This window comes from Paraburkholderia unamae (assembly GCF_003096875.1).
Taxonomy (GTDB): domain Bacteria; phylum Pseudomonadota; class Gammaproteobacteria; order Burkholderiales; family Burkholderiaceae; genus Paraburkholderia; species Paraburkholderia unamae.
In genome coordinates, this window is record NZ_QEOB01000004.1 from 484,945 (window position 1) to 502,886 (window position 17,942).

The 17,942-nt window shown below is 67.8% G+C and carries 12 protein-coding genes; 7 read left to right on the top strand and 5 right to left on the bottom strand.

The genetic code is table 11. From position 1 onward, the window contains the following. Positions 1–22: 22 nt before the first annotated feature. The 6 genes from tssK (at position 23) to C7402_RS11605 (ending at position 11,327) form a co-directional block, all read left to right on the top strand. Entirely contained in the window at positions 23–1,354 is a 1,332-nt protein-coding gene (gene tssK, locus C7402_RS11580) for a type VI secretion system baseplate subunit TssK (protein WP_116610729.1), read from the top strand. Between the two features lie 30 nt (positions 1,355–1,384). Then, complete coding sequence (locus C7402_RS11585) at positions 1,385–2,149, top strand: DotU family type IV/VI secretion system protein (RefSeq protein ID WP_116610730.1); 765 nt, start codon at positions 1,385–1,387, stop codon at positions 2,147–2,149. Between the two features lie 46 nt (positions 2,150–2,195). Further along, a complete protein-coding gene (locus C7402_RS11590) occupies positions 2,196–6,407 on the top strand; it encodes a type VI secretion system protein (protein WP_116610731.1) in 4,212 nt (1,403 codons plus the stop codon). Continuing rightward, complete coding sequence (gene tssA / locus C7402_RS11595; protein WP_116610732.1) at positions 6,404–7,540, top strand: type VI secretion system protein TssA; 1,137 nt, start codon at positions 6,404–6,406, stop codon at positions 7,538–7,540. Before C7402_RS11590 ends, tssA begins: the two co-directional genes overlap by 4 nt. Positions 7,541–7,577: 37 nt before the next feature. After that, entirely contained in the window at positions 7,578–9,299 is a 1,722-nt protein-coding gene (locus C7402_RS11600) for a protein kinase family protein (protein WP_116610733.1), read from the top strand. A gap of 186 nt (positions 9,300–9,485) precedes the next feature. Further along, positions 9,486–11,327, top strand: coding sequence for an ATP-binding response regulator (locus tag C7402_RS11605; RefSeq protein WP_244314817.1), 1,842 nt, complete (start codon positions 9,486–9,488; stop codon positions 11,325–11,327). 29 nt (positions 11,328–11,356) lie between these two features. Here C7402_RS11605 and lhpI read toward each other — a convergent pair whose 3' ends face one another. Beyond that, complete coding sequence (gene lhpI / locus C7402_RS11610; protein WP_116610734.1) at positions 11,357–12,274, bottom strand: bifunctional Delta(1)-pyrroline-2-carboxylate/Delta(1)-piperideine-2-carboxylate reductase; 918 nt, start codon at positions 12,272–12,274, stop codon at positions 11,357–11,359. Between the two features lie 195 nt (positions 12,275–12,469). On the opposite strand from lhpI, the gene C7402_RS11615 reads away from it, so the two are divergent. Then, the gene (locus tag C7402_RS11615; RefSeq protein ID WP_116610735.1) at positions 12,470–13,216 is read left to right on the top strand and encodes a FadR/GntR family transcriptional regulator; all 747 of its coding nucleotides are present in this window, start codon (positions 12,470–12,472) and stop codon (positions 13,214–13,216) included. Between the two features lie 36 nt (positions 13,217–13,252). On the opposite strand, the gene lhpH is transcribed toward C7402_RS11615, so the two are convergent. From lhpH to C7402_RS11635, 4 genes are all read right to left on the bottom strand, one after another. Beyond that, complete coding sequence (lhpH, locus tag C7402_RS11620) at positions 13,253–14,260, bottom strand: trans-3-hydroxy-L-proline dehydratase (RefSeq protein ID WP_116610736.1); 1,008 nt, start codon at positions 14,258–14,260, stop codon at positions 13,253–13,255. A gap of 149 nt (positions 14,261–14,409) precedes the next feature. Further along, complete coding sequence (locus C7402_RS11625) at positions 14,410–16,068, bottom strand: tannase/feruloyl esterase family alpha/beta hydrolase (RefSeq protein ID WP_116610737.1); 1,659 nt, start codon at positions 16,066–16,068, stop codon at positions 14,410–14,412. Continuing rightward, positions 16,065–17,186: an OpgC domain-containing protein gene (gene opgC, locus C7402_RS11630; protein ID WP_112170327.1), complete on the bottom strand. Its 1,122-nt coding sequence runs from the start codon at positions 17,184–17,186 to the stop codon at positions 16,065–16,067. Before opgC ends, C7402_RS11625 begins: the two co-directional genes overlap by 4 nt. A 268-nt stretch (positions 17,187–17,454) precedes the next feature. Then, a complete protein-coding gene (locus C7402_RS11635) occupies positions 17,455–17,928 on the bottom strand; it encodes a VOC family protein (protein WP_116610738.1) in 474 nt (157 codons plus the stop codon). Between the last annotated feature and the right edge of the window lie 14 nt (positions 17,929–17,942).

Genomic DNA, 17,942 nt, shown 5'->3' on the forward strand with positions numbered 1-17,942 from the left:
GTGACCGAAGCGGGAGGACGCCATGTCTGATGCGATGTCCGGCGTGGTGGATCGCGTGGAGTGGTTCGAGGGCATGCTGCTCTCGCCGCAGCATTTCCAGTTGCTCGACGCGCGCATCGACTCGCTCGTCGCCTGGCAAACCCTCGCGGCGGCGCCGTTCGCCTGGGGCGTGCGGCGTTTGACGCTCGATCAGGGCCTGCTGGCGGCGGGCCTCGTGCGCGTGCTCGAACTCGAAGCCATCATGCCCGACGGCACCGCCGTTTCGTATCACGCCGGGACGAACCCTCAGGACCGGCTCGAACTCGCGCTCGAACCGCACGCGGCGCAGCTCGCCAACGGGCCGCTCGACTTCTGGCTCGTGCTGCCGGGGCCCGGCGGTCTGCGGCGCGATGCGCCCGTGCGCCGCTTTCGCTCGGCGGCGGGGGCGCCCGTGGACGATCAGGTGTCCGATGCACCACCCGCCGATATCGCGCGCCGCCTGCCGAACCTCGCGCTCGCGGCGGGCGAGCCGCCGGCGGCCGCCTGGGTCGCATTGCGGCTCGGCTCGGTCTACAAGGACAACGACGTGATCCGGCTGGGCGAGCGCCTGCCGCCGCTGCTCGAAATCGCGCATGACAATCCGCTCTGGCGCGCCACCTCGGCGCTGCTCGGCCAGTTGCGCGGCAAGGCGGCGTTCATCGCGCGTCAAACGGCGAACCCCTCTTCGCAGGTGGACGACCGCCTCGCGCAACTCGAACTGAAGGACCGGCTGCGCAGCCTCGTGAGCGCGTTGCCGCTCGTGGAAGCGGTATTGCGCACGCCGCGCCTGCATCCGCTCGCGCTCTTTCTCGCGCTCGCGCAGCTCACGGGGCCGCTCTCGCTGCTGCGCCCCGGCGGCCTGCCGCCCGTGCCGCCCGACTACGACCACGCCGATCCGCGCGCCGTATTCGAGCCGCTGCTGCGCGCGCTGCGCGAGGCGACCTCCGAGGTGAGCGAGGCGTATCGCGAGTGCAAGTTCGATTTCCGGCATGGCGCGTTCGAACTGGGCCTGCGCGACGAATGGGCCGGCGAGCGGCTCGTGGTGGGCTTGCGCGGGCAGTCCGACCGCGACCTGCTCGCGTGGATGGAAGGCGCCGTGATCGGCTCGCAAACGGTCTACCCGTCGCTGCGCAGCCGCCGCGTGCTGGGCGCGGCGCGACGGCCCATCGACTATGCGGAGGAACTCGGCGTGCGCGCGGGTTCCGGCTATCTGCTGTTCGAGATCCGCTGGGAGCCGCCGTTCACGGCCCCGAACGAACCGCTCGTGATCGGCAATCCCAACGAAGGCGAGCGCGCGCAACGGCCGCAGGAAATCCTGCTGTTCGTGAAGGGCTGAGACAGCGATACCCGAGGCAACGGACCCAGCATGCTACGCAACCGAATCGACACCGAAGAAGAAGACCTCCTCACGCAGCAGTTCCGCGCGTTTCTCGACGAACTGGTGAGCGCGCAGGCGCGCTATCCCGCCGCGCCGGAAATGGACGGCGGCACGCACGCGGAGGCTGCCGCCCAGGCCATGAGCCGGCATTTGCTGAACCTGCTCGAAGTGCAGACGCTCCAGTCGCGGCGCGAAAGCACGCGCTTCGAGATGGAGAACATCGCGGACTCGCGCTACCTCAAGGCAGTGCTCGCCGACGAGATCCTGCTCAACACGCCCTGGGGCGGCCGCGAACGCTGGACCGCCTGGCTGCTCGAATCGACGCTCTTTCGCAGCAATATCGCGGGCGACCTGGTGTTCAGTCGCATCGAGCAGTTGCTTTCCGAGCGCGAGCCCTCGCGGCGCACCATCGCGCGGCACTATCTGTTCGCGCTTGCCATGGGCTTCGAAGGGCGCTTTCGCGGCGCACTCGCGCAAGAAAAGCTGCGCGGCTACCGCGAGGAACTCTATGAGTTCATCTACCAGCGGCGGTCCGATCTGGGCGGGCGCGAGCGCGTGTTGGCCGAAGCCGCCTATGCGAACACGCTCTCGCACATCGCGCCGCGCAAGCTGCCCACCGTGAGCCGCTGGGCCGTGATGGTCATGCTCGCGGCTGTTTCGTTGTGTGCGATCTCGGAGGTGCTGTGGCTGTGGCAGTCGTGGCCCGTTCGCGAGGCGCTTCACGCCGACGCCGTGGCGGGGGTGGGGCGATGAAGCGGATTCATCAGGCATCCTTTGTAATGGGCGGGCGGAGGGTGCGATGCTGACCAGCAATCTCTTCCTGCTCTCCATTGCCGCGCTCACGCTCGTGGTCTGCGCGGTACTCGGCGCCGTGCTGTATTTCGCCATGCGCCACGGGCAGCCAAAGCCCGCCGCCGATCGCAAGGTCGTGCGGCTGCGCGCGGACTCGCTGCGCAGCACGTTTCACCAGGCGGTGGAACTGATCGAGGTGAACATCGCCTCGCGCGCGGAGCGCTACAACATTCCGTGGGTCATGGTGCTCAACGAAGGCGACGACGCGCGCACGCTGCCCATCGCTCAGGCGGGCGTGTCGAGCGCGCTGAGCGCGGAGGCCGCGAGCACGGCGGCCACGCAGGGCATTTCGTGGCACTTCTTCGATCGCGGCGTGGTGATCGACATTCAGGCCGTGTATCTGGGCTCGCCCGACGAAGACGGCGACGAAAAGCCCTGGGACGAGTTTCTTGGCCTGTGCCGCAGCTATCGCGAGCAACGGCCGTTCGACTCGGTGGTGATCACCGTGCCCGCGGCGATGCTGCTCGCGCAAGACGCCGACGCGCGCCTCGAACTCGTGCGCCGAGCGAAGCTTGCGCACCGCCGCCTCTGGCTCGCGCAAAACCGCTTTGCCATGCGCTTTGCCGTCTACGTGGTGGTGACGGGCTGCGAGGCGCTCACGGGTTTCGCGGCCTTCGCGCGCGCGTTGCCCGAGCCGCTGCGCGCGAGCATGCTCGGCTGGTCCTCGCCGTACGATCTCTCGACCACCTATCAGTCGGACTGGGTGGGGGCGGCGATGAGCAGCATCGAGCGCGCGGTGTCCGACACGGGCGCGGAGCTGTTCGCGCTCGACACCGGCCATCTGGATGCGCGCGAATGCCTGCTGCTGCCTTCGCGCATCGGCGCCATGCAGGCGCAACTCCAGCTCTACGTGGACGAACTGCTGCGGCCGAGCGCCTATCACGAGCCGTTCTTCTTTCGCGGCATCTACCTGACCGGCGACAGCAGCGAGTTCGCGCAGCGCGCACCCGAGGCCGCAGCGCAGGCGCGCGAAGCGGCGGCTTTGCCGTGGGTCGAGCCCGAGGCGCTGATGGCAGCCGGCTTCGCGGCCGAGTTCGCCACGGGCGAGACGGCGCAGCGCGACGCGGACGAACGCACGGACCGCACGGACCGCACGGACCGCACGGACCGCCATGAACCGGGCGGCCCGCTCGACGCGTTGATGTTGCAGCCCGCGTTCCTGCGCGATCTGTTCGACCGCAAGATCTTCCTCGAATACGGCCTCACGCGGCCCTCGCGCACGCAGCACCTCGCACGGCCCGTGCTGAACCGGGCCGTGCGCTGGGGCGGCATCGCCGTGCTCGGCGTATGGGGCGTGGGCCTCGTCGTGGCGACGGTGCAACTGGGCCAGCGCAACGGCGAACTCGTCGCGGCGCTCGGGCAATTGCGCAGCGACGCCGCCGAGCGCGCGGCGGCGGCCCAGCGCGGGCTCGACTTGCCCGCCGACTGGTACCGCGCGAAGGCGCTCGCGCTGATCGGGCTGAACCAGCAGTTGCGCGCCCAGCCCGGCGCGACGGTGTTCATGCCCGGCTCGTGGCGCGTGGTCGACGCGCTCGACGCGCGCGTGCGCGAGCGCTTCGAGCGCGAGTTCGGCGAGATCGCAGTGAGCGCGCTACAGCGTGAGATGTTCGCGCGCGTGAGCCAGTTGACGGGCGTCGCGCTCGACCCGAGCACGGGTCAACTGATCATCGGCGACGACTGCGCGCCGCCGGGTACGCGTGCGGATGCGCGGGTGCCCGGTGCGGGCGGCCTTTCCATCGACGATCTGCCCGAGATGCGCACGCTCCAGCAATACGTGGGCGCGGTCGATCAGTTCGATACGGCGCTCGCGGCCCTGCAAAGCCTGCGGCGGCCCGCCCCCGGCAATGCCGAGGCGCTGCGCACCGTCGTGCGCTATGCGCTTGGCGCGGAGTTGCAAGGCGACCTGGCGGGCACGCTGCCGTACTTCTACCGCGATGCCGGCGGCCGTGCGCCGTATCGCGGCGACACATCGGCGGCGCTCGCGCTGCCGCCGCTCCAGCAGGCGCTGCGCTGCACGCTCGGCAAGGGCGCGGCGCAACTGGACACGCGCCTCTTCACGAACAATCCGCTGCTCGCGGCCGAGCGCACGGTGACGTCCAACCTGGGCGGGCTCTCGGGCGCGGACGCCGCGATGGGCAATTTCACGCAGTTGGGCGCGCACGCCCGCGCGATCGTCGAGGGCATCGACGCGCAGCAGGACCTGCTCGCCTCCGGCAAGGGCAACTGGATGCGCCAAGCCACGTTCACGCCCGGCCCCGTGTACGAGCGCACGCTCGCGCGCGTGGCCCAGAATCGCCTGCTCGGCCCCGACGCGGCGGCCGACATCCGCACGCGCGACGCGGCGGCGTTCCAGGGACTCCGAAGCGATCTCGCGCTGCGCTTCGGCGGCGTGGACAGCGGCGTGGTCTGGAGCGACAAGGACGTGCGCTATACGCTCGCGCCCGCGCGCCTCGCCTTGCGCGACAGTCTCGCGGCACTGCTGAACCAGCCCTTCATGGTCGCGCCGCGCGGCCTCGCCATGCCGTCCGTGCCCGCGGGTTCCACGCTCGTCTGGGACCGCGCGCAGCTCGACCAGGCGCTCGCGCTCGGCGACGTGCGCAAGCGCTTTCTCGACGAAGGACTCGCCAAGGTGCCCGAAGCCGTGAAGCCCGCCATCGGCCGCGCGCTCGACCTCCAGTTCGCGCGGCTCGTGAGCGACCAGACCGCGGCGGCGGCGGTCGTCACGCCCGTGATGGGCGAGGCGGACAGCGCCGCGTTCGACGCCGTGCGACCGCGCCTCGTGCGCATCAAGGCGTTGCTCGCGGAGATGGGCGCGAACGCGCAGGCCGAGGATCTCGACACGCTCGTTTCGCAGGACGCGATGGCGCACCTGCAACTCGTCGATCAGGCGCTCACGCGCTCCGAACTCTACGCGACGCGCGCGAGCGGCGGGTGGGAAGCGCCGCGCACCGCTTCGCCCGTGCTCGCGGCGCTCGGCGTGCCGGACGGCGGTGCGGTGGGACCGTATCTGGAGCAGCAGGCGGCGCGCGCGCAGGCGCTAGGCCAGCAGGCGCAGCGCTACCTCGCCGCGCTCACGCCCGCCGACGCCGCCACGCCGCTCGCGCAGCGCTGGCAGGCCATCGACCGCGACCTCGACCGCTATCGCCTGAAGAACCCGAACAGCAGCCTGCTGATGCTGGAGCAGTTCGTGCAGGCCGTGTCGGCTGAGAACGGCGCGGGCGGTTGCATGGCGAAGTTCGGCGGCCGTGCCTCGGGCAATGCGGGCGACGACTATTTCGCCGCGCTGCACGCGCGGCTTTACACGAGCCTGCTCGCGCGCTGCACGCAGGGCTATGCGCTGGAACTGCGCCAGCAATGGGGCGGCTTTGCAACGGCGTTCAACCAGAGCGTGGCGGGGCGCGCGCCCTTCGCGGGCACGAGCGCGAGCATGATGAACGTGGCGAACCGCGCGGACCCCGGCATGGCCGACTATGGCGAACTGGGCCAGGTGCTGCGCCGTTACGAGCCGATCTCGGTGCTGCTGCGCGACGCGGGCGCGAACGGCCGCAAGCTGGCGACCACGGCCAACGTGCGCCAGTTCGTCGACGACTTCGATCAGGTGAAAGCGCTGCTCGCGCCGCTGTATCCCGCCGACGACGGCGCGAGCGCCGGTTACGACGTGAACGTTGAGTTTCGCGCGAACCGGGGCGGGGAAGTGGCTGCGAACCAGTTGATCGACTGGACGCTGGCGAGCGGCGCGCAAAGCGTATCGACGGCCGAAGGTTCGCATGCCTTGCACTGGGACTACGGCTCACCCGTCACGCTCGTATTGCGCTTTGCGAAGGACTCCCCACTGACCGCCGTGGCCGATGCGCAGCAGCGCCCGTACACGACGGACGGCCGCACGCTCACCTGGCAGTTCAACGACCCGTGGGCGCTGATCACGTTCATCGCGCGCCAGCGCGTGCCCGATGCGAGCGCGCGCGGCGCGGGCGCGGCGCAACTGCTGCGCTTCGATTTCCCGCTGGGCGTGGCGAATCCGGCCGACCTCGCGGCATTGCCGAAGGACGCGCGCGGACGCGTGTATCTGCGCATCACCCTCATGCCGGCCGGCAAGAAAACGCCGTTGCCGTGGCCCGGCGGCTTCCCGGCGCGCGCGCCGGAATGGACCGTGCTATGAACCAGCCTTATCCGATCGAAACGGCGCCCGATTTCGCCGCCCAATTCGAGGCCTTGCTCGCGCCGCTGCCGCAAGAAAGCGGCGGCGGCGCGGGCGTGGCGCTGCGCTACACGCCCGTTTATCAGCGCATACGCGAGGCTCGCCACGAAGACGACACGACGCTGCCGATGGGCGAGTGGGAGCGTCCGCTCGCGAAGGCGGACTGGCAGACGGTGGCGGCGCTGTGCGGCGAAGCGCTCGCCGCGCGCAGCAAGGACTTTCAACTGGCGGCGTGGCTGTGCGAGGCGTGGACGCGTCTTCACGGGCTTGCGGGTTTCGTGGCGGGCACGCGGCTCCTGATCGCGCTTGTCGAGCGTTACTGGGACACGGCGTGGCCGCAGATCGAAGCGGGCGACATCGACGCGCGTATCGCGCCGTTCGCGTGGATGAACGACGCGTTCGCGCTGCTGCTCACGCTGCACGTGCCGCTGCTGCATATCGAAGAGCGCGATCCGCCCGCCGTGAGCCTCGACGAATGGCAGCGCGCGACGACGACCGTCTATGCGGACGACGAGATGGACGGTGCGATGGGCGGTCCGCTAACCCGCGCTGTGCTCGCCCGCCATGCGTCGCGCGGCGGCAATGCCGCGACGCTCACCGTCATGCATCGGCAGGCGCAGCAGGCGATCGACGCATGGCGCGACTTCACGTGCGCGCTCGACGAGCGGCTGGGGTATGACGCGCCTTCGCTCGCTCGCGTGGCGCATGCGTTGTTGCAGCTTGAGCGGGTGGCGCCGGGCCTGCTCGGCGAACGGGTGGTCGCGCGCGAGGAAGCGAGCGGCGGCGTGTTGTCCCTCCCGGAAGCGGCCGAACCTTCACCCGTGCACATACGCGCGCAGGCGCAGAGCGTACACGCCACCTGCGCCACCAGCGCCACCAGCGCTGCCGGTGAAATCGCAAACCGCGAGCAGGCGTACCAGCAACTTCAGGCCGTCGCCGACTACCTCGCGCAGCACGAGCCGCATAGCCCCACGCCTTATCTGCTCCGGCGCGCGGTGTCGTGGGGGCACATGTCGCTCGCTGAACTCATGCGCGAAATCATTCGCGAAGAAGGCGACTTCACGCGCTATATCGCGTTGCTCGAACGGCAATAACCGAGCGCTGCCGCATCCTTCCAGCAGGAGACAAAACATGTTCACCTCGGCCCATCGCCAGAACAACACCGCGTCCGCCGACGCTTTCACGGGCTGGCGCTTTTACCAGGAACTCCACATCCCCGAGGACGGGGGCAAGGGCGGCACCGCGCGCTTTCGTCTTCGCGATGGCACGATGCGGTTCATCAAGGGCTGCACGGGCAGTCCCGCTCGCGTGCTGTTCGCCGAACGTCTGCTCGCGCGCTTTGGGCAGGCGCAAACGCCCGAAAGCCGCGTGATCCTGCGGGACAGCGACGAGTTCCGGGAGATCGGCGAGATACTCGCCTACCACTTCGACCGGCAACTGAAAAGGAATCCGAATGATGCTGCGACCCTGACGGTTCGACGCAACAGCTACGTGAATGCGGACTACCTGATCGTGATGCAGGCGGCGCAAGGCGCGTCGATGTCCGAACTCACGGACAAACGCGAGCCGCCAGACAAGATCGAGTTCCTGCGCGAATGCCTGACGAACGACGATTTCCTTCGGCTCATGGGAAAGATCCTCGCGGTCGATACGCTGCTCGGCAACGCCGACCGTTTCGAAACCGTGAACGGCGGCAACGCGTTCATTTCGCGGAGCGCAACGGGACAGATCGCGATCAGCGCCATCGACAACGACACCGTTCTGCCTTCGCTTGAGACCAATCAGGCCTACAAGCCGCGCACCTACCTGGCACCCGCGAATTTGACGGCACGCAGGGAATGGGCTTTGGACATCATCCAGAACGATTTCGCGCCGACTCCGGGTTTGAAGAAGGACGAGTATGACCTGATGAGCAGTCCCAAAAGGGTAATGGGCACAAAGTTCTCGTTTGCCGCGAACCTCAAGAACGCCATCGGCAAGCACGCTACCCGTGAGATCGCGCAGGGGCTGGACGCATTCGCCGACTGGGGGAGCATCGACAAGCGGGTGCAAGAGGGAGTCGCGATGTGTGTGGACTCCATGCTCAAATCGCGCTATGGATTCGAGGAACTCAAGATGGAGTTCCGCGAGCGGCTCGCGCAGTTCGGCGGCGTGGACAACGCCATCCGTAACGGCCTGTTCGATCTGGACGCACTGCGCATTCGCAGCAAGTACATGGTTGCGCGCAACAGCGGCGCAACGCATGAGGCCGCGACGAGCATCGTGCAGGACTTCGCGGAAATCCGCGGCGTTCAACCGAAGCAGTTCGTGGGCGACGTGGAAGCCCGCGCGCTCAAATTCGGTTCGGTGGGCGCCGCCGCCTTGAAATTCGCCGGCAAACTCGCGAACCCTGCGCAGTACGAGCAAAAGCACGGCGAGATTGCCCGTCTTCGCAACCTCGACGCGCGGGACAGCGCCGCGATCCGTAACGAGGTACTTGCGGCCTTCAGGCTGATGCACGTCACAAGCCCGGCCGACGTCACGAAGTTGAGCGACCATGAGTTCAAGCTGGCCGTCATTGCCCTCACACGCCTCGCGCAGTCGGGCCTTGAAAATCGCGTGCTGAAACTGAAGACGTTCATTCGGGAGATCAACGCGAAGCCGGGGAGCGCCGTCGCGGCGCAGCTATGCCGGGCGGTATGCCAGAACGCATCGGAGGCCGTGACGATCGCGGGGCGCTATCGGGCCGTTTGCAACAAGGTGAATCCGGGGCAGTACACGTTCCTGCCGACCCTCGAAACGTCCATCGCCAACGTAGAAGGATTAATCAGGCAGGTCGAAGCCATCGAACGCCGCCCGCCCGTCGTCGGATAGTCGTACGCCGCGCGCCGCGTAGCCAATCCCTGAGCGCCGCGCTTCACGACGGTTGCCTCGTTGCGCGCGCAACCAGGCGACGCCGATGTGCTATAAGGTTGCGTAAGAAACCTTACAGACGTCGTACAGCGCCGCCGGATGGCCTTCGGTTCGCGGCAGCGCCTCTTTTCCCGGACAGGAACAACCATGATGGAGGACGCCCAACGGCCCGGCGACGCGCCCGTGCCCGCCGGTTCCCGTTACCGCGCCGCCGCCGAAACCGGCGGCGTGCCGACCGAGCGCGTGCGCGCAATCCAGGTGGCCGCGTTGCGGCGCAGTTTTCCGTTTGCGCTGGCGGGCTCCGTCGTTTCCGCGTGCGTGAGCGCCTATGTGATGAGCGGTGCGGTGGCCCTGCTGCAAGTGGGGGTCTGGATTGGCGCGACGCTCGCCGTGGCCGCATGGCGCCTTGCCGCCATGCTCTGGTTCGACCATACGCGCGAGCAGCCCGGCGCCGCCGCGCGCTGGCTGCGCCGCACGATCGTCGGCAACCTGCTTTCGGGCGCGCTATGGGGCTTTCCGTTCGCCTGGTGGTCGTTTGTCGTGCCGCTCGAATTCCAGTTGTTTTTCGTGGTGATCCTGCTTGGGCTTGGCACGGGTGCGATCTATTCGAACTACATGAAACTGGAGGCCGCTTACGCGTTCGAGGTGCCCGCGTTCGCGCCCGTCTTCATCGCCTTCGCGCTGAAGCCGTCCGCCATCCACCTCGCGATGCTCGCGGCAGGCGGCTCCTATCTCGTCGCGACGCTCGCCTTCATTCACCGCATGCACCGCACGCACGTCGACGCGTTGCGTCTCGGCTATGAAAATCTCTCGCTGCTGGAGCAGGTGCGGCTCGAAAAGGAAGCGGCGGAGCGCAGCGACCGCGAGAAGTCGCGCTTTCTGGCCGCCGCGAGCCACGATCTGCGCCAGCCGGTGCATGCAGTGAGCCTCTTTCTCGGCTTGCTCGCCGACGAGCCGCTGACCGAACGGGGCCGCTATCTCGTCGATAACATTGCGCGCGCAACGACTTCCATGGGCCAGTTGTTCGACGCGCTGCTGAATCTTTCGCGGCTCGAAGCGGGCGTCGTGCAACCGCGTGCGCAACCGTTCGCGCTCGCCAGGGTGCTGGACCAGCTACGCGCCGAGTACGAGCCACAGGCGCAGCACAAGGGGCTGGACCTGCGCATTCGCCCAAGCGGCGCGTGGCTGCATTCCGATCCCGTGCTGCTTGAGCGGACCTTACGCAATCTCGTGAGCAATGCGATCGTCCATACCGAACGGGGGCGCGTGCTGGTGGGCTGCCGCATGCGCGGCGAGCAGGTGCGCATCGAGGTGTGGGACACGGGGCCCGGCATTCCGCTTGCCGAGCAGGAGCGCGTGTTCTGGGAGTTCCATCAATTGCGCAACCCCGAGCGCGACCGCAGCAAGGGCCTCGGTCTTGGCCTGTCGATCGTGCGGCGAACGGTGACGCTGCTCGGGCATACGCTGCGCTTGCAGTCGATCGAAGGCAAGGGCACGGTCTTCGCCTTGAGCGTGGCGCGCGGCGACCCGAACGCGGTGCGCGCGGGCGCGGCGCAAGACGCGCCGCCTCGCGAGTTGCCGCCGCGGCCGGTGCTCGATGCGACGCAAGGCAGCCTGATCGTGGTCGTCGACGACGATGCGCAGAACGAAACGGGCATGCGCCTGCTGCTGGAAAACTGGGGCTATCGCGTGGTGAGCGGCGCGAGCCGGGCGGTGCTGCTCGAACGCGTGGTCGGGCTGCCCGAGAAGCCCGCGCTGATCGTGAGCGACTACCGGCTGCGCGACCACGAAACGGGCGTGCATCTGATCGAGGCCCTGCGCGACGAGTACAACGATCCTGACCTGCCCGCGTTGCTCGTGAGCGGCGACACCGACCCGAACCGGCTCGTGGATGCCGCCGCGCACGGCATCCCCTTGCTGCACAAGCCGATCGAGGTGGACGTGCTGCGCGAGTGGGTGCGCAAGCTCCTCACGCGCGAGACGCAGTAAGCGCGGGCGTTGGCGCTGCGCCTGCGCGCCTAGGCGCCGATCCGCACGCGCGCGGCGCGGCACGCCGCGAGGTCCCAGGCCGCGCAGCCAACGCTCTTGAAGAACACCGGGGCGGTGGGCGCGAGCTTGCTATCGAGCGCTTGCGCCAGCGCATGCACCTGGCTCCAGTCGTAGCCGGCCTGAATGATGTCGCCCGCTTCGTGCCGCGCGCCGAGTGGATCGTCGACCACCACGAAGCTGCCGTCGACTGTTGCCTTGCCCACTTCCGCCGCATCGGGCGTGAACGCGCCCACGCCCACGACAAGGCGGCCGGCGCGCGCGGGCAGGGTGTAGACCGGCGACTTGCTCGTCGTGGCCGTCACGACCACATCCACGAGATCGGGCACGTCGCCTTCGAGCGCGCGCAGATTCGGCGCGGCTTCGGCGTGCGCATCGACGAAGCGTTGCGTGCTTTCCGTCGTCTTTCCCGCGACGAGCAGGCGGGCCTGCGGAAACAGCGTCGCGAACGCTTCGACGTGATTGGCGGCCTGTTTGCCGGTGCCGATGATCAGGATGGCTTGCGGTGCCTGCGCGTGCAGGCACAGGATGCCCAGCGCGCTCACGGCGGCGGTGCGGCGTCCCGTGACCGTCGGGCCGTCGAGCGAGAACAGCATTTCGCCCGTGATCGAGTCGTAGGCGACGACCTGGCCGTGGATGGTCGGAAGCTGGCGTTTGCCGTTGCCGGGGCACACATTGACGAGCTTGTGGATGGCGATGTCGGCGGCCGTGGCCGGCATCGAGAGCATGACGCCGCCTTCCTGCAAGGGCACGACAAGGCGCTCGGGGCTGACGATTTTCCCCTCGGCGTAGTCCACGATCGTGTCGCGCAGCGATTGCACGAGCGTTGGGTAGTCCAGCAGCGCGGCCGTGGCCGCTGCGTCGAAGGCGTTGAGGGGGAGCGAGGACATGTTGGCGTCGGGAGTCGTGTAAGTGGATTGAATTTAAACCACGCGTGGCGGGAATTCAACCCAGAAAATAAACCGATGTCCGTATTGTGGTCTATAAAAGATCCATGGGATGATGGCATGCCGCCCCCAGCCGCGCGCGGTTTGGGGCCTTCATCGAAGTGGTATATTGCCGACCAACATTTCCAACGTTCTGCCATGGCTTCCGCACGCAACGACTTCTCCGCGACCTTCCGTCCGCTTCAGATCTACGAGCAGGTTTCCGAAAAGATCCGTGCGGAGATTCGTGCAGGCCGATATCTGCCCGAGTCGCGCCTGCCATCCGAGCGCGAACTGGCGGCGCTGTTCGGCGTCGGGCGTCCGGCGGTGCGCGAGGCGATTGGCGCGCTCCAGAACGAGGGCCTTGTCGTCACGCGCAGAAACTCGGGCACGTATGTGTCCGGGAACGCGCCCGACGTGCTCGCGCGCGCCACGGCTCCCGAAGATGCAGCGAACGATGGCGCCGAGGCCGACTACAGCCCCTCGGCCACGCTGGACGTGCGGCTCATCCTGGAGCCCGCCATCGCGCGCCGGGCGGCCGCGCACAAGCAACGCGATCCGCTCGCCGAGTACTATCTCGCGCAAATGGAAACGCTCACCGATATCGCCGACGCCGAGCAGCGCGCGCTCTGGAACAACAGCGACCGGCTGTTTCATCGGCAACTGGCGGTGATGACGGGCGACGCGCTGCTCGTGAAACTCGCGCAGGAAATCGCCGACACGATGGACCAGTCGCTGTGGAAGCGCCTCAAGGACGACGGCATTTACGATCCCGCGCGCATCCGGCTGTATGTCGCCGAGCACCGCCTGATTTACGAAGCCATCGTCACGGGCGACGCGGACGCAGCCGCGTTTTACGTGGAGCAGCATATTCACCGCGTGCAGCGAGACATCGCGCCGGTGTGAGCGGCGCGCTGCGCGGCAAGGCCGCAGCGTGAAGCGTCAGCGCACGAGAAACCCGTAAGTCAGCGGATCGCGCTCGTCGATCACCCACTGCGCGAACCCGCAGATATAGGCTTCGCCTTCGACCTCCGGTATCACCGCCGGCATGCCCTTTACCAAGGTTTCGCGCAGCACGCGGCCTTTGAACACCGTGCCGACGATGGATTCGTTCACGAGCGTTTCCCCGGCCTTCAGTTCGCCGCGCTGATAAAGCTGCGCGACACGCCCGCCCGTTCCCGATCCCGTGGGCGAGCGATCGACCTCGCGATCCGCGAACACGCAGCAGTTGGCCTGGGTCGAGCCCGCGTGGCGCGGTGCGTTGGCGATGATCGTTCCGTAGATATGGTTGATCTCGGGAATTTCGGGGTGCTGAACAGGGAATGCCTTGTTCGCCGCTTCCTTCACTTCCGCGCCGAAGCGAATGAGCTTTTCGACCGCCGACTCACGCACGGGCAGATCGAACGGCGCGCCGTCGACGTAGAAGTAGAAAGCGCCGCCGTAGGCGATATCGCCGGTGACCGTGCCGAAGCTCGGTGTTTCAACGCTCACGTCGCGCTTCCAGAGAAACGACGGCACGTTCACGAAGCGCACCGTGCCCGCGTGCTCGCCGTCCCACTTCACGAAGGCCTCGATAAAGCCGCAAGGCGCGTCGATGCCGACGCGCGTTTCGGGTATCGTCCGCTGGACCCAGCCTAGCTCGACCGCCGCCGTGGACAGCGCGATCACGCCGTGGCCGCAGTGGTCGCTATATCCTTCGTTATGCAGAAAGATCACGCCAAAGTCGGCGTTCGGCGACACCGGCTCGGTGAGGTAGCCGCCGTACATGTCGGCGTGCCCGCGCGGTTCGAACATCAGCGCGCGGCGAATCTCGTCGGCGTTCTCCTTGAGCCACGCGCGGCGTTGCACGATGGTGTCGCCGGGCAGGCGCGGCAGGCCGCTCGTGACGATGCGAAATGCCTCGCCGCCGGTGTGGACTTCCACGGTCGAAATCGTTCGGGTGGGTTTCATGGGTATCGGGTGGCTCCGGCCAGGCAGGGCGAACCAGTGACTTTCTGATTGGTTCGAAAGAAACCAATGTATTTTATAAGTGGTTCTGGGGCAAGCACTTTATCAAAATGATCCGCGCAGTGGTCGCCGCGCGGGACCAGCGTTGCCGGTCACGGCATCGTGCAGGTGAAACTGGTCGCGCTATTCAGGTTGCCCTTGCCAAGATAGCGCGGGAAAGCGGGGTAGCGGCACAGCGGCCGCGTGCGGCCGTTGGTGGCCGGCGCGATGTCGGTCGTGAACAGCGTTTCGGGGGCGTTGCCGTGCGTGACCCAGTCGTCGAGCGCGCCGAGCAGGTCCACCGAGGGAATGAACACGCCGTTGCCATGCTGGTAGCCCGGCACCATGTAAAGGCGCATGAAACTGTCCACGCGCTCCTCGCCATAGCGCCCGATCAGGCCCTGGTAATAGGCGATCGTCTGGTTCGGGCTGATCACTTCGTCGGCCAGCCCCTGCAAGGTGATGAGCTTGCCGCCGCGCGCCAGGTAGCGCGACACGTCGGGGTTCATCGCGCCGATCGTCGCCGAAAGCGCGACGAGCCGCTCGCGATAGCGGCCGGGGCGCGCGGCGTCGAAGTTCGTCGAATCGAAGGTGGGATCGTGCGTGACGAAGTACTTGAGGTAGGCGTCGCCCTGCGCGTACAGGTAGCCGTTGGACACGAAGCCCAGTTGCGGCTGCCGTTGCGGCGAATGCGCGAGCCCCAGCATGCTCGTGAAGCGCGTGCCCTGAAACACGTTGTAGCCGCGATAGCTGTCCACGTTCCAGGCGAGCGGGTACGGCAGGTGCAGTCCGTCGCGCAGGCTTTCGAGCGTGGCGATCTGTGGCGGCGTGAGGCAGCCGGGCTCGCTTGCGGGCGCTGGTTGCGCCGTGCAGCGCAGCGAGTCGATGATCTCCGGCTCTTGCGCGCGGCATGCCTCCACGTCGCTGACGATGCCGTCGGCGGCGCCGTCCAGCGTGTCGCACACCTGCATCACGCGCGCGTACACCTGTTCGAGCAGTGGCGGCGAGAGATAGCCGCCGGGCGTGCGGTATTCGTGCTGACCGACCACCACGCCGATCAGCCGCACGCCGGAGAAGTTGAGTGCGGGCGCGTTGGCGATTACGCCGTCGTAGTCGTCGGGATAGCGCTGGATCACCGTGTACCCTTCGCGCCCGCCCGTCGATCCGCCCGCGAAATACATGTGCTCCGGCGCGCGGCCGTAGCCGAGCGTAATGAGCGCGAGCGCGACATCGTGCGCTTTCTTCAGGTGCGCGTAGCCGAAGTTCGTCACGGCTTCTTCGAGCAGGCCGAAGTTCGCCTCGGAAGACGTGCCGTTGTGGCCGGAGTCGTCGCCGAAGGTGGCGTAGCCGCGCCTGAGCGGGGCGTTGTCGGGCGAAAAGGGCATCGGGCCGGTGCCCGTCACGACCACGCCGCTGTAGCCGCCGCCGCCGAATTGCAGCGCGCGGCCGTTCCAGCGGCTCGGCAGGTTCACTTCGAAGCGGATGTCCGGAGTGCCCGCGCTCTGCGCGCGGATCACGCCGGTCAGGCGGCAATAGTCGCCGTTGAGATTGCCGTTTGCGGTGGCGGAGATCATCGCGGCGCTCTGCACGAGCGCGCCGTTGGTCGGCAGGCCGATGCGCGCGGGCGGCAGCAGCGCGCCGGCGAGGTCGGTGCAATGCAGCGGCAGCGCGCCCGGGCGCTGGGCGAGTGCGTGGCCGCTGGTGGCGAGAATGAGCGCGGCGAGCGCCGGCGCCTTGAAGGTCGCGAGTACGCCGCCGCCCGCACGGCTCATCCGCAACCGGCCCCGTTCACGGCCGCGCGCGCCTTCTGGCGCCCGAGCGTGCCGCGCCAGGCCTTGGCGAGCATGAGCGTCGCGCCGATCGCGACGAGGTCGCCGGCCAGCGCCGCCGCAAACGCGGCCGCGCCGTGCAGCGCGCGCGGCGTGGCGGTGTCGACAGCCACCGAGATCAGCGTGCCGCCCACGAAGCAGACGAGCCCCGTGCGGCCCACGGTCACGACGGAGGGCAGGCGCGCGGCGAGGCGCGCGATGGTGCCGCGATGCACGAAATACGCGGCCACCATCGCGATGACGATGAAGTTGACGACACGCGCGAACGCCAGATGCTGTTTCATTTCCCCGGGCATGGGTTGGGTCAGGATGAGGAGCTTTACCGCCGCGAACGCCACCGCCGCGGCGAAGGCGCACCGTACGAGCCAGCGCGCCGTTGCCGAGCCCTTGAAGCCGGGCGGCGCGGGGTGCAGGCGGCAGAGCATGCCGAACACGAACATCAATTGCCACGCGAACGGATCGAACGGCCAGTTCGCGACGACGTTCGCGCCGAACAGCGTGCCCAGCAGCGTAGCGAACAACGGCGCGAATGCCCAGACCATGAGGCTGCCGCACAGCGCCGCGAACGGCGCACGGCGGGCCAGAGGCACCACGGCGGGCACGCAAAGCGCAAATATGACATACATCGGCAGCACGCTGGACAAATAGGGCTGGCGCGCGAGCAGCAGGATATGGAGCGTTTCGCGCACGGGATGCGTGGCGAACGGCGCCCAGCCGCTCAGGTCGGCGGCGGACGGATTCAGATGCAGGAGCGCGAGCAGCGCGCCCGTGAGCAGCGTGAGCAGGGCGGTGAGCAGATAGGCGCGATAGATCTCCCAGCCGCGCCGCAGGAACCGGCCTTGCGCGGCGCTCGCGCCGCGGCGCGCGAGCACGGCCATATAGGCCGCGGCCGACGCATAGCCGCCGAGAAACACGAACACTTCGGCAGAGTCGCATAGCGCATAGGCGTGCAGCATCACATGCGAAAGCGCGCTGCCCGGAATGTGATCGAGCACGATCACGATCAGCACGATGCCGCGGAAAAAATCGACTTCGATCGAACGCCCCTGGCGAGAATCCATGTTGCCCCCGCAAGCATGGCGATGCGCACGGCGTCGAATCCGTGCGAACCGCTCGATGAAAGCAGGGCAGGCGTGACGAGGGTCGTCAGTGTTCGTTACGGCGCTCGCCGGTTTGCGCTGCCCATGCGCGTACGAGCGTGTCTCGCCGGTATCGTTCCCTGCTCGCCGCGTGCGGAGCGCAAAAAATGCGCGATATGACGCGCGCGCCATCTTGCGGTCATCGGCTTGCCAGTTTGGGCTTTCAGCGGCGTTGTGGACGCCGCGCCGGCTATCCCGCCGCCGCGCGTTCGATTGCGGCGATGTCGATCTTCTTCATGGTCATCATCGCTTCCATCGCGCGCCGCCCGGCTTCGCGGTCGGCGCCGCCGACGAATTCGAGCAGCCGTTTGGGCGTGATCTGCCACGAAAAGCCCCAGCGGTCCTGGCACCAGCCGCACTCCGATTCCTGGCCGCCATTGCCGACAATGGCGTACCAGTAGCGGTCGGTCTCTTCCTGGTTATCGGTCTCGACCATGAAGCTGACCGCCTGGTTCGGCTTGAAGTTGGGCCCGCCGTTCAGGCCCACGAATCGACGGCCGAGCACGACGAATTCGACCAGCAGTTCCGCGCCCACTCCCACGCCCGGTATGGGCGAGACGTGGCCCGTCACGACGCGGCTGTCGGGGAACGTGGCGGCGTAGAATTGCGCCGCTTCGCGCGCCCGGCCTTCATCGAACCACACGCAAGTCACAAGCTCGGCCATTGTTGTCTCCTTTG